This window comes from Paenibacillus abyssi, assembly GCF_014640295.1.
Lineage (GTDB): Bacteria > Bacillota > Bacilli > Paenibacillales > Paenibacillaceae > Paenibacillus_D > Paenibacillus_D abyssi.
Genome location: NZ_BMGR01000012.1, coordinates 134,379 through 147,291 on the forward strand (window position 1 = coordinate 134,379; position 12,913 = coordinate 147,291).

Here is a 12,913-nt window from a genome sequence, read left to right on the forward strand (position 1 = left end):
TCCAGCTTATCCCGGCGGCGGTCGAGATAGCTGCCACCCCAACCTGTGACGCCATTTTTACTGGGACAGCCTCTTAATTATGTGAGAATACGGAGAATGGCGTTCATCGCCTCCGCTTCATCTTCTCCTTTGACCGTGATGCCGATCGTTGAACCATTTTGAGCACCCAATTGAAGCAGAGACAGTGCGCTTTTGCAGTCCGCGACTTTGCCATTGCACGATAACCGGATATCCGATTCAAATTTTCTAGCTTCATATGCAATCATATTCGACGGCCTTAAATGTAAGCCTTGATTGAAGTGAATGATTTGTTCCTTTTTTAGCATATTGTTTTACACCTACTTCTTGCGTAATGCGCTTAAATCTCTTTTTCTATAAATGCGGCAATTTCGCTGCTGGAACCAAGAGCGAGCAGTGGTTCTCTCAGCTTCGGCTCCTCCAGAATAAACGCCAGTCTGGATATCGCCTTCAGTTGTTCCTGCCCTTTTCCACATACAGCGATGACAAGACGAACCGACTCCCCATCTCCGAAGGTTATAGGCTTATTCAATCGAACCAGTACAAACCCCGTCCTTAGAATCGCTTCGCTATCCGAGTTCAATCCATGCGGGATCGCCGCATCATACCCGATCCAAGTCGACTGCAGCGCTTCCCGCGCTTTCATTTCTTCAATGTATTGTTCTGTCACCATGCCCAGCGAGACAAGCTGCCTGCCGGCGATTTCAATCGCTTCCCATTTGTCGCTGGCCTGCTGGTCGATTAGAATTTGTTCTTCCGAGATCAAGAACCCTTCTTGAATTGGAGGCCATTCTTCTAATGAAACCCCTTCTTCTTTCTTCGGCGAGGTGGCACCGTATTCCTGTTTCCCTTCGGAATTTATCCGCTTCACGATATTCGTATAGAGCTCCGGCTCGATCAGAGAAGGCACAAAGAGATACTCCGCAAGCGGAGCCGTTTTTATCGTGCGTTCTTCCAGATGTTGTTGGGCGATGACAAGGTCGGCGTCTTCAGGAATCCGATCGACCGCAGTATAGACAACCGTTACATGATGAATGGCTTCTTGACTCAACATCTTCTTCAGCCTTGCGGCGCACATTGCGCTGGAAGCCATGCCCCCGTCACAGGCAAACACCACATTTTCGATCCATCGGTCATTCTCGATCCTCGGTTCAAGCTTTTGCTTCGCATCTTTTGCGGGCTCTTGTTTCTTAGCAATGATATTTAATAGAATATAGGAGGAAAAAAAGCTGACCAATGCGGAGGCCGAAATGCCGCACAGCACCTCCAGGTAGTTATGCTTTGGCGTCATGGCCATGACTACGAATATACTTCCCGGCGATGGTGTTGCAACCAAGCCGGCATTGAACCAATGAAAAATGGCATTAGCGCTCAATCCTCCCAATATAAGAGGTATGATCAGATAAGGCCTCATAAGGGCGTAAGGAAAATAAACCTCATGCAGACCGCCGAGGAATTGAATCGTCATCGCTGTTTTTAATTCTGCGCGGGCCGGACGCTTGCTCCATACGTATAGTGCAAGCAGCATACCGAAACCTGGACCCGGGTTAGACTCAAGCAGGAAGAAAATGGATGTGTCCGTTATTTGCAGCTTATTCATGCCAAGCGGCTCCAATATGCCGTGGTTGATGACATTATTGAAAAACAGCACCTTGGACGGCTCGATAATGAAAGCAAGCAGAGGCAGCAGTCCTGTCCCAAGCAAATATTCCGTACCTTTTAGTGTGCCATGGATCGCATAGCTCATCGCAGGACCGACATATAAATAAAAAAGAAATCCGATTGCAACTCCGATGACGGCAGCAACCGCATTGTGAATAAGCAACTCAAAACCGGTCGGAATCCGGCTCTCCAGCCCCTTGTCCACTTTGCGGACCAGCCATCCTACTGCCGGACCTGCAGCAAGCGCAGGCAGCAGCATCGTATATTCCTGATCACTGCCTACCACCAGACAGATCGTGACGAAGGCTGCTATCACCCCGCCGCGCGTATCCCCCACCATTCTGCCGCCCGTGTAGGCAAACAAAATCGGAACGAGATAGGTCATCATCGGATTTACGACCTCATATAATTCTGGCCGGGGAAACCAGCCGGCAGGGCTGAATAGGATTCTGACCACGCCCACTGCGAAGAGTGCGGCGATATTTTGGAAAACAACGGCACTTAAAAAGCGTCCGCAGCGGTCCAATAGTTTCATTGTCTTCCCCCGATCAGATCTCTGGTTTTGGTTGTGTAGGCTGCACTGAGAATACAGTTCAAGTATGCCTTCAGTTCTTCCTCTGTGCCTTCAGAAATGGTGCGTTGATTCTCCTCTTCAATCAAGGATTCACTGATTTCACCCATCATCTCCAGAAATTCCTGGCTGGCATCAAACGGAGCGAGCTGGACAAGCACGGATTTTACGGATATGCCCTCTCCCCAGTCAATCGGCTGCTTGAACCGCAGTACGGATAACTGCAGCGTATGGATGCCTTTGGTTCGATAATGAAGCATTGCACAACTGTAAGCTCTGAGAATCCAACTGCCCATCTGCTCCCGATGGGTGAGATCGGCTGTTATCACCCCGGTATCCGCATCCTTATCCGCATGAATAGCCGCTTTCGCAGCTTCTTGAATGACCTCGTGCTTGCTGCTGCATTCCAAATCATCGAATACTCGGAAATTTTGAAGGATACGGTAGACGGCATCCCCGTAAGCATTCACTTTTTGTATCGTCATGTCGATCGGTATCCTCCCCTCGTATACCGCAGATTTGCGCAGCGAAGAAACCCTTGTCTCAATTCTCATCCGGTCCTCTTCCGTCAAGAAAGGATCGACCACGATAACCGGTTTTTTCTCAAAATCGAGCGGTACGGTGGAGATCAGTAAATCAATGCGATCCCAATCCCCTTCCCATTTTTCCAAGTACGACATTGGAACCGTATCCGCTACTTCAATATGCCGCAGCTCTTTGCGAATCTGTGCGGCGAGCAGCCGTGATGTGCCGATGCCGCTGGTACACACGATAAGTCCCCTGTATGTTCTGGGCTTATCGATTTTTTTGCGCAGCACACCCGCTCCGAAATGCATCGTGAGATAACCAATCTCCTCTTCCGGCACTTCGAATCTAGTCTGCCGCTCCAGATAAGCTGCCGCCATCTTGGTCGCTTCATAGACAAGCGGGTAATTGTCCTGCACCTGTTTCAGCATCGGATTGCGGATCTTCATTCCCATCGCGATACGAAAAAGCGCCGCATCCAAATGGCGGCTTAAGTGCACCGCCAAGTCCTCATCATCGTCAAGCGCGACCCCTAATTCATTGCCAACGGTAATAATCATATCCCGTGTATAGTCCGAAGTTGGATAACTATGCATCTCCTCCATCGTTTGCCGTGAATTCGACCCGAGCAAATGCATCGTAATATAGCCGATTTCACTTTGCGGAATGCTGACGCTCAGCCTGCCGGATAAATGTGCGGCAATCTCAGTGGCCCATGCAAATTCTTCACACGATTTCAAACGGGTCAGCACCGTTTCATCAATCTCAATATTCTCGCCGGCTTTCAGCCGCTGAAGCGCAAGCGCAATATGGACGATTAACCCGGCAAAGGCGGTGTCCGGCATATAATAACCGTAATTTTTCTCCAGTTTCCGCATCCCGCTCTCAATGACGCGAATCGTGGATTCCTCCATAAAATGCAGCAAATGATTCCGTATCGAAAGCTCCATCCGAAAAACATCCTGCCCGTTTCCATCAAAGCTCGTCAGCGATTTGACCAGCTCTTCCTTTGAGCAGTGCTCGTACAGCAGCTCCAGAATGGCCTCGCGGATATATTTTTCCTCCGCTTCCAGGTATACCCCGAAGCCGGGTTTGCGGATGACCCGAATATGATGGTTATGAAACCAGCCCTCCAATTTTCCCAGGTCGTAGCTGATCGTTGCCTCCGAAACGTTGAATTTCCGGCCCAGCGCATACAGCTTGACCGGTTCGCTTAAAGACAACAGCGTCTGCTTCAATCGGTATTGACGCTCCTCTGCCGAAATGACCTGCTCAGAAAAAACTTCAAATAGCTGCTCCTGTGCTTTTTGCTTATTCATTGCCGTACCGTTAACGCTCAAACCTATGCCCGATTTGGACTCCAGCTCCAAATGGAATTGCTTGAATATGTTTTTGATGGATTGAAGCTCCCTCTGGACCGTTCGCGTGCTCACCTGCAGCGAATCGGAAACCTGTTTCAGCGTCAAAGGCGTCTCGGAGGCAAGAAGCAGCTGACATACCGATTTCTGTCTTTGATTTAATTGCATGTCCCGCCTCCTTCCGCAGCTGGCTCATAAATCCAGCATGCATACGGGCGGACCGCCGCCTATCGGCACAGGGCCGCCCATACATTGACCAAGTCGTTTATACTTTAATTTGAATTTTGAACCAATTTGAATCTTTCGGCTGCTCGAAGAAATCCACCGCTTCCTCCAGGGTCAGCTCTTTGGAGATCAAGGAATTCACCTCAATGCGCCGTTCCTTCAGCCAATGAAATGCCGGCAGGAAGGTCTGATTAATGGCCATCGAGCCGATCATCGTCCAGTCTTTGTTATACAGCTTGAATGGATTAAGACGAATCTCTGCATCGGTAGCGGTTACACCGAACTGCAAATATTTAGCCGTCGGCCCCATATACTGCAGCGCTTGCTCGATTACAGCGGGAATCCCCGTCGCATCGACGACGATATCAAAGCCGTCCGGATAATCCGCTTTGCTCAGATCGCCGCTCAGGACTCCCTTGGAAGCGCCCCGAGAAACCGCTTTCGAAAGCTTGCTTTCGGAAATATCGACAATCACAAGCTCCGAGGCACCAGCCTGAATGAGTGACTGTACAAGCTGCTGACCCATCGCTCCGGCGCCAAATAAGATCACCCGGTCGCCGACCTTCGGCTGCAAGCGATTCATCGCATGAACAACACAAGCCATCGGCTCAATGAAGGCCGCTTCAGCAAATGACATCGTCTCCGGCAGCTTTACCGCATTCTTAGCCGGCACGGCAACGAATTCGGCCATGCTGCCGTTGACCGTATTTCCGAGCGCCCCCCAATTCGCGCACTGATTCGTCCGCTGTGTCAAACAGAATTGGCATTCTCCGCAATATAACGTAGGATCGGCGCTGACCCGGTCGCCCGGCACAAATCCGGTGACACCTTCACCTACTTCATGAATAGTTCCTGAAAACTCGTGCCCGGGAATAATCGGATACGGGGAGATGAATTCGCCTTCATAGATATGGACGTCCGTCCCGCAAATGCCGACGTTTTCCACTTTTATCGTGACTTCGCCCGCTTTTGGCTTTGGGTAAGGCACCTCTTTAACAACTGCCCGCTTGGGAGCTTCAAATACGAGTGCTTTCATGTTCGTTGACCTCCATATAATACGTATATTGGTAATCGCATCTCTTCATTAATATCATTTAACCGCTCCCATGGTCAATCCTCTTACGAGCTGTTTCTGGGTAAACCAGCCGAGTACCATAGCAGGCAGCACAGAAATAGTAGCTACTGCGGACATTTTTGCCCAGAACAAGCCTTCCTGTGTCATGAATGTCGCCATGTACACCGGCATTGTTGCCGCATTCGTATACGTCAGGCTGACGCCAAGCAAAAATTCATTCCATGCAAAGATGGCACACAGCAGAGCTGTAGAGATGAGTCCCGGTCGAACGGTAGGGAGCGTAATCTTGATGAAGCCAACCCATCCCGATGCGCCGTCCACCTGCGATGCTTCGATCAGGTCATAAGGAATTTCCTTAAAAAAGGAGCGCATCATCCAGATGACAAGCGGTACGTTCATCGCAATGCCCATCAAGATCAATCCGGCCAGAGTATCAAGCAGACCTAAATTTCTGAATAACAAGTAGATCGGCACAATCGCCGCGATTACCGGCATCATCTTCGTCGATATGAACCAGAACAAAATGTCATCTGCCCGCTTCAGCCTGAACATGGCTAAGGCATAGGCAGCAGGCACACCAAGCAGCATGGCAAAGAAGGTCGAACCGAGCGTCACGATGATTGAATGTTGGAAGAACTTTGCCGCGCCGGAATTCCATACCAGATCGAAATTGTCCAATGTCGGGGTAAACCACAGTGTCGGCGGCATGATAGCCGCCTGCCCTTCCAGCTTGAAACCGGTAATTAACATGAGAAAGACAGGAAAAAAGTAAATAAGCGCAATAAGATAAGTACCGAGCGTCAATCCGCCGCTTAACATTCGTTTCATGACAATTCCCCCTGAAACGTTCTTCGTAAAAACTTGAATAACAGGGTCATCATCAGTACGGACAGCACAACGATAATTACGCCGACTGCCGAAGCGCCGCCGATATCCCAACCCTGAAAGCCGGTGCGGTATACCTGGAAGGTCAGGTTCGTGGAAGCATAACCGGGACCTCCGGAGGTCGTCACGTAGATCAAGCCGAATTCCTGCATAATGAAAATAATGCCAAGCAGCGATGCCACTTCAATATATCGCAATAAATGCGGCAGCGTTACGTGAATGAATTGTCCTGCCTTGCCTGCGCCATCGAGCATGGAGGCTTCAATCGCATCCTCTGGAACGGATTGCAGTCCCGCGAGCAGCACAAGCAGAAAAAACGGTGTCCACTGCCAGGCAATCATCATCATAATCGTCAAAAGCGGGTGGTGTGTCAGCCATTCCACAGGCCCGGCACCGAGCTGCTGCGATAAGTAAGCCAAAAATCCGAAATTGGGATCCAAAATCATATTTTTCCATATAACGCCCGTTACGGTAGGCATAATGAAAAATGGAGTAATCAGCATGGTGCGTACAAGGCCTTTAGCAAAAAAATTCCGGTTCAATAAGAGAGCAAACGCCATTCCCATCATCAGGCACAATAATAATGCGCCTACCGTCAATACAAAAGTATTTTGAATCACGGACCATGTGCTCGCAGAAGTCAGCAGCTGCTTATAGTTGGCAAACCCCGCAAACGCTCGCCCCAAATCCGGTCTCATGAGATTCCATTGATGTAAACTGAAATATAAGGTGATCAGAAACGGAATTTGGGTAACCAGTGCGACAAAAATAATGGAAGGCAGCATTAAACGTTTTACGGGAGGTTTAAAGTGACTTTTTCTCCGTTCAGTCGACCGATCCGGTTTAGCTGTAATCACCTGCTTGTTCACTGTTTCCATATCAGACCACCTGTTAGATTTAGTATGAACGGGGAGGGACCCCCTCCCCGTTCAAGCATTACTTTTTGTACCCGCCGCTTACGGCGATGGCTTCGGCTTTCTGCTGCGCGATCTCCATCGCTTCTTGAACGGTCTTCTGTCCGCTGAGAGCAGCCGCGATCTCCTGGCTGACTTCCGTGCCTAGCTGTTGAAATTCAGGAATAGCCAGGAACTGGATGCCGCTGTAAGGAATCGGTTCCACGGTGGGGGAATCAAAATCAACGGTTTCCAGCGATTTCAACACAATATCGGAGAAAGGCGCCGCTTCCTGATACTTCGGATTCGCATAAGTCGATGCGCGAGTGCCTGAAGGCGCCACACCCCAGCCTTCCGTTTCACCGACCTGTTCTATATACTGCTTGCTGGTTGCCCAAGTGATAAATTTCATGGCTTCTTCCTTATGCTTGCTCGCTGACTCGATCGCCAAATTCCACGACCACAGCCAACCCGTGTTATCTTTTGCTTGTTTTGGAGCCATGACGTATCCGATTTTCCCCGCTACTTGCGATGATTCCGGATTGTTCAAAAATCCGGCAGCCACTGTCGCGTCATACCACATAGCAGCTTTGCCGGTAGACATCAGGGTAAGCGCCTCTGTAAATCCGGTGCTGAAAGCGCCCGGCTGGCCGGCTTCCTTAATCAGATTGACATAGAACTCAACCGCTTCCACCGTCTCCGGGCTGTTCAATTGAGCATTCCACTCCATGTCATACCACCTGCCGCCAAATGCATTGATCACCGTGTTAAGCGGAGCCATGATTTCTCCCCAGCCAGGCAATCCCCTAAGCACGATACCCGGCACATTATGCTCTGCCTTCACTTTTTTAGCAATTTCAGCGACTTCTTCCCAAGACGGATTCTCCGGCATCGTCACGCCTGCTTGCTCGAGCATTTCAATGTTGTAGTACAGCATGCTGCTCTCCGCATAGAATGGCAGTGCGTATAAATTATCTTCATAGGTGAGGGCCGAGCGCACCATTTCAAATATGTCATTGACATCGTAGGCGTCTCTTTCCTCCTGACTCATCTTATCGAAATAAGGCGTCAGCTGCTCGATCCAGCCGTTAGCCGCCCAGATTGGCGTATCATAGTTACCGATCGTAACGATATCGAACACGCCTGCGCCAAGAGCAACATCCTCTGTCACCTTTTTGCGAAGATCATTTTCCGGAAGTACGACAAACTCCACTTCGATACCGGTTTCTTTTTCAAATTCAGCGGTCATATTTTGCATGATGACCATGTCAGGATTGTTCACTGTAGCAACGGTCAATTTGACGCCGGTGCTGCTTGCACCAGCTCCTGTCGTATTCGAACCCGGGTTCGTTTGCTCTGTGTTTAGAGACTGCTGGCCGTTGCCGGACGAATTGTTCTGGGCGCATCCGCCAAGGACCAATGCGATTGCGAGAATAATAAGAACATAGGAGCGAGTCATTGTCTTCTTCATTTTCTTCCCCCTGCACTTTTTTTCGTTATACACATATTTTGCGATGCGGCCACATCACGACAGCGGCTATTCGCTTCTGTCAAGGTTGATTATAGCGGTTTGTAAACGCTTTATAAATCAATAGATCTCCAGTTTTGTCCGCAAAACTTATGGACATTGTTTAAGAATATTGTGGACAGAGGGGGCGTTTCGAAGATTGCATATGTAGTTAGACATGACAAAAAAACCTTGATTTCTCAAGGTTTTTTAAGTCTTTTAACATGCTATTAAAACTCTGATAACCATCCCTGCTCTACAGTCCTATAATATGGACGGAATGAGGCGGGAGGGTGATACGAATGCCTTGATCGTCCGCCTCCCACCCGGTCATGGCGGAGGGTTTTACTCGCTCAGGATTATTTTTATCGTTGTATGCATTCTTGTCGTCCCCCGATAATCCCTGCCAGGAAAGAACAGAACGGCGCCCATCCCGGGTTTTAAGCAATGCTGTAACAGTATCTTCAGGATGCCGGTTAACCAGTGCAATCCGTACTTCACCTGTAGCTTCCACGATTGTCGCTATGACATCCAGAACCGGCACTTCTACCGATTCCTTTCCTTGTTCAACTTTAAAGACAGCATTTCCCTGGATCCAGCTGTCCACCACTTGATCTCCCAATCCATTCACGTACATATCGAATACATGGTATGTCGGCCGAAGTACAATCCCGTCTTCATGGGTACGAATTAAACCTCTCGTATTCACGGAAGGAGCATAATTGGCCATTCCAATCAGATCGCTGTGCTTTAAACACTGATTAAAAAAGCACGCACTGAACAGCGCATCTGCCATTGTATAAGTGTCATCCAAATCGTTCAAATCTCTCGGTTCTATATAATCTTTCGGATCGATAGCTTTATCTACATTAGGATGATGCCAGCCTCTTAAGTTCCACTCATCGAACGCGACCCGGATTTTTCCCAGATACCCCATCGCGCCCAGAATATGCCTTGTCTTCTCAATCTGCGCCTCGATTCGTGTAGAAAACAGCATACAGGCCTCGTAATCGGACAGCCGATTATTCTGCCATAACGGATCCCAGTATCCATGGATGGACAACCAATCCAAAAATGGCCCCGCTTCACGAAGCAGATGAATATTCCAATCGAGATCCGCTACGCTTGCTGCAAATAATTCTATGGATGGATCGACACGCTTCATCATCTTAGCCGATTCCTTAACGAAACGCCCCCATTCCGCCGGCGTCTTCGCCCCCATCTCGCCAGGCAAGTAATTTTCATTGCCAATGCTCCAATATGTTACGTTATGTGGTTCAACGGATCCATTTACAATCCTGCGTTTCGCCCATTTGCCTTCTGTTCGAAGATTGCAATACTCTACCCAGTCGCTCATTTCCTCAGCCGTTCCGGTTCCGGCATTGGTACAAATATAGGGTTCTGTATCCAGCTTTCGGCACAGCGCGATAAATTCATCCGTTCCAAATTCATTTGTGTCCTCTACCCGCCAAGCCTTATCGAAGTGCGGCTGCCGCTCAGGCCCGATCCCGTCGGTCCAATGATAAGCCGAAACAAAGCACCCACCCGGCCATCGCACAACGGGCGGCTGGATTCGTCTCCATGCTTCCAGGACATCCGTCCGGAAGCCTTCATCATCGGATAATGGGGATTGAGGATTATAAATGCCCCCATAAATCTGATTGTGGAAATGTTCGATAAAATGTCCATATATGCGGGGATCACGACGCCACGTCACCCGCTCCGGGTCAATATTCACTTGGATTTCCTTCATACTCCCTCTCCTCCCGCTAATCCATATTTAATGTTATCTCTCACTTTTTCCCAAGCGGATCACATTCCACGAATGCTTGGGCAGCTGCGCTTGCAGCAGACCGTCACGTGCAGATGAATCGCCCCCCGTATGCGGCTTCACACGTTCAATCTCAAGTGTATTAGCCGCTTTTAAATCATCATTCTCCAATACGATATGCTCAATTACGCTATAACCGGGGAAACTGCGGATATCGCAATCCAGTATCAGCGATTCGTCCAGACTGCGGTTCACAGCAAAAATAGAGATCTCTTCACTCTCCGGATTAAAAACGGCGACACTATCCAAATAAGGCACATCTGTAAATGATTTCGAGTCATACTTTGGTGAAGAAACGACCGGCTGCAGGGCGATTCCCCGTCCATAAACAGAGGCATGCAAATAAGGATAATAGATGGTTTGCTTCCACGCCCCGCCTCCATTCACCGTCATAATCGGAGCAATGACATTGACCAGCTGAGCCATGCATGCGATCTTTACTCTGTCCGCATGTTTAAGCAATGTAATCAGCATACTGCCGACAAGCAAAGCGTCCTCGAAGGTATATATATCCTCCAATTGAGGCGGGGCAATCGACCACGGCTCGAGTTTTTTGTCAGCTTCGTTGGAGTGGAACCATACATTCCATTCATCAAAGCTCAGATTCATTGTCTTTTTGCTGCGCTTCTTCGCTTTGAGATAATCACAGGTTGATATAATTGTTTTGATAAAATGATCCAGATCCATCGAATTCGCCAAGTAACTGGCTGTATCGCCATCACGGTTACCATAGTATTGATGCAGCGATACATAATCCACCGCTTCGTATGTATGCTCAAGTGAAGTCGCTTCATACTGCGGAAATGTAGGCATCGAAGTATTTGAGCTTCCGCAGGAAACCAATTCGATTGTTGGATCGACCCATTTCATTACCTTCGCAGTTTCTAACGCCAGACGCCCATATTCATCGGCAGTTTTGTGACCGATTTGCCATGGTCCATCCATTTCATTGCCAAGACACCAGGTTTTGACCGCATGCGGCTGTACATAACCATGCTTTTTGCGTAAGTCACTCCAATATGTTCCACCGGGATGATTGCAGTATTCTAATAAGTTTCGCGCATCGTCTATGCCTCGGGTGCCAAGATTTACTGCCATCATCACCTGGGCATTAACACTGCGTGCCCATTCTATGAATTCATTCGTGCCAAATTCATTCGTTTCAATCGTTCGCCAAGCCAATTCCAGCCTTCTTGGCCGGTCCTCTCGCGCCCCAACGCCGTCCTCCCAATTATATCCGGAGACAAAATTACCGCCCGGATAGCGTACAATCGGAACCTGAAGGTCCGAGACCAGCTTGATCACATCTCTGCGAAACCCGCGCTCGTCGGCGTCATGATGTCCGGGCTCGTAAATGCCGCCGTAAACTGCCCGGCCAAGATGCTCAATAAAAGAACCATAAATGCGGGGATCAACTTCTGAGATTTTAAAATCTTTTTCTAATATCATCTTCGCTTTCAGTGTCATCGTTTTCACCTTTCTTCTATTCAGATTAAAAATTGATTGCAAATCCTTCAACCTTTGACTCCACCAGCGGTCATGCCTTCGATAAAATATTTTTGGAAGAAAAGGAATACAATCAGTATTGGTACAATGGCAAGCACAGCGCCAGAAATCAGCATATCGAAATTGTTGCCATACGGCGTAATCAATGTGGAGAGCCCAATTGGAATCGTCAGTTGTTCGTTCGTGCGCAGGACGATCAATGGCCACAGGAAGTTGTTCCAGCAGAACAGCGCCTGCAGAATTGCCATGGATGAGAAAGCCGGCAGCATCAGCGGCATTATGACCCGGAAAAAGGTTCCGAATTCTGTACATCCGTCTACTCGCGCAGCATCCAGAAAATCCTTCGGCAGTCCGCTGGCGTATTGACGGAAGAAGAAAATGGGCAGCGGAGCAGCTATGAATGGAAGAATAACCCCCCACATGCTGTTAATCAGCTGCAAAGAAATAGAAAGCTTGTAAAGCGGAAGTATGATAATCTCCAGCGGTACCATCATTGTTATGAGGACCAACGCGAATATCGTATTTCGAAAACGGAATTGATAGACCGCAAGGCCGTAACCAACCATAGATGAGATAAGTAAGCATAAAACGGTATAGATGGCAGTGATGACAATACTGTTCTTGTACCAGTTTAAATAAAGCGATTCACTGGTAAATAAGTAGGAATAATTTTTGAAGGAAAAAAGCTCGGGATCAATATTCAGATTCAGACCGAACCGCATTAGTTCCTGTGCCGGCTTGAAGGATGCAATCGTCAGCGTAATAATCGGGAACAACGCAAATACGGCGAACATACTGAATAAGATCAGAAGCAGTACCCTGCTCGGCGACCATTTAGGTTTTATTGTGGTCTCCAT

The 12,913-nt window shown here is 48.6% G+C and carries 10 protein-coding genes; all 10 read right to left on the bottom strand.

Annotated elements, in window-relative coordinates; all coding sequences use genetic code 11:
* Window positions 1–77 precede the first annotated feature (77 nt).
* The gene (locus IEW11_RS18050; RefSeq protein ID WP_188532461.1) at window positions 78–326 is read right to left on the bottom strand and encodes an HPr family phosphocarrier protein; all 249 of its coding nucleotides are present in this window, start codon (window positions 324–326) and stop codon (window positions 78–80) included.
* Between the two features lie 32 nt (window positions 327–358).
* A complete protein-coding gene (locus IEW11_RS18055) occupies window positions 359–2,215 on the bottom strand; it encodes a PTS sugar transporter subunit IIA (protein ID WP_188532462.1) in 1,857 nt (618 codons plus the stop codon).
* Window positions 2,212–4,302: a BglG family transcription antiterminator gene (locus IEW11_RS18060; protein WP_188532463.1), complete on the bottom strand. Its 2,091-nt coding sequence runs from the start codon at window positions 4,300–4,302 to the stop codon at window positions 2,212–2,214. Before IEW11_RS18060 ends, IEW11_RS18055 begins: the two co-directional genes overlap by 4 nt.
* A 97-nt stretch (window positions 4,303–4,399) precedes the next feature.
* Window positions 4,400–5,395, bottom strand: coding sequence for a zinc-dependent alcohol dehydrogenase family protein (locus tag IEW11_RS18065; protein ID WP_188532464.1), 996 nt, complete (start codon window positions 5,393–5,395; stop codon window positions 4,400–4,402).
* A gap of 54 nt (window positions 5,396–5,449) precedes the next feature.
* Window positions 5,450–6,262, bottom strand: a complete 813-nt coding sequence (locus tag IEW11_RS18070; RefSeq protein ID WP_188532465.1) for a carbohydrate ABC transporter permease — start codon at window positions 6,260–6,262, stop codon at window positions 5,450–5,452.
* On the bottom strand, window positions 6,259–7,197 hold the full coding sequence (locus tag IEW11_RS18075) for a carbohydrate ABC transporter permease (protein WP_188532466.1): 939 nt from the start codon (window positions 7,195–7,197) through the stop codon (window positions 6,259–6,261). The genes IEW11_RS18070 and IEW11_RS18075 overlap by 4 nt, the downstream gene beginning before the upstream one ends.
* 58 nt (window positions 7,198–7,255) lie before the next feature.
* Window positions 7,256–8,683 carry an ABC transporter substrate-binding protein gene (locus IEW11_RS18080; RefSeq protein WP_229725417.1) on the bottom strand — a complete coding sequence of 476 codons (1,428 nt, stop codon included), beginning with the start codon at window positions 8,681–8,683 and terminating at the stop codon, window positions 7,256–7,258.
* A gap of 292 nt (window positions 8,684–8,975) precedes the next feature.
* Entirely contained in the window at window positions 8,976–10,472 is a 1,497-nt protein-coding gene (locus tag IEW11_RS18085) for an alpha-L-arabinofuranosidase C-terminal domain-containing protein (protein ID WP_188532467.1), read from the bottom strand.
* A gap of 33 nt (window positions 10,473–10,505) precedes the next feature.
* A complete protein-coding gene (gene arfA / locus IEW11_RS18090; RefSeq protein ID WP_188532468.1) occupies window positions 10,506–12,017 on the bottom strand; it encodes an arabinosylfuranosidase ArfA in 1,512 nt (503 codons plus the stop codon).
* Between the two features lie 47 nt (window positions 12,018–12,064).
* Window positions 12,065–12,913, bottom strand: coding sequence for a carbohydrate ABC transporter permease (locus IEW11_RS18095; RefSeq protein ID WP_188532469.1), 849 nt, complete (start codon window positions 12,911–12,913; stop codon window positions 12,065–12,067).

Bases quoted from the DNA above. Each gene is read 5' to 3' on its own strand.
- IEW11_RS18075 (WP_188532466.1), bottom strand. From the start codon at position 7,197: ATGGAAACAGTGAACAAGCAGGTGATTACAGCTAAACCGGATCGGTCG.
- arfA (WP_188532468.1), bottom strand. From the start codon at position 12,017: ATGACACTGAAAGCGAAGATGATATTAGAAAAAGATTTTAAAATCTCA.
- IEW11_RS18050 (WP_188532461.1), bottom strand. From the start codon at position 326: ATGCTAAAAAAGGAACAAATCATTCACTTCAATCAAGGCTTACATTTA.
- IEW11_RS18065 (WP_188532464.1), bottom strand. From the start codon at position 5,395: ATGAAAGCACTCGTATTTGAAGCTCCCAAGCGGGCAGTTGTTAAAGAG.
- IEW11_RS18055 (WP_188532462.1), bottom strand. From the start codon at position 2,215: ATGAAACTATTGGACCGCTGCGGACGCTTTTTAAGTGCCGTTGTTTTC.
- IEW11_RS18085 (WP_188532467.1), bottom strand. From the start codon at position 10,472: ATGAAGGAAATCCAAGTGAATATTGACCCGGAGCGGGTGACGTGGCGT.
- IEW11_RS18070 (WP_188532465.1), bottom strand. From the start codon at position 6,262: ATGAAACGAATGTTAAGCGGCGGATTGACGCTCGGTACTTATCTTATT.
- IEW11_RS18060 (WP_188532463.1), bottom strand. From the start codon at position 4,302: ATGCAATTAAATCAAAGACAGAAATCGGTATGTCAGCTGCTTCTTGCC.
- IEW11_RS18095 (WP_188532469.1), bottom strand. From the start codon at position 12,913: ATGGAGACCACAATAAAACCTAAATGGTCGCCGAGCAGGGTACTGCTT.
- IEW11_RS18080 (WP_229725417.1), bottom strand. From the start codon at position 8,683: ATGAAGAAGACAATGACTCGCTCCTATGTTCTTATTATTCTCGCAATC.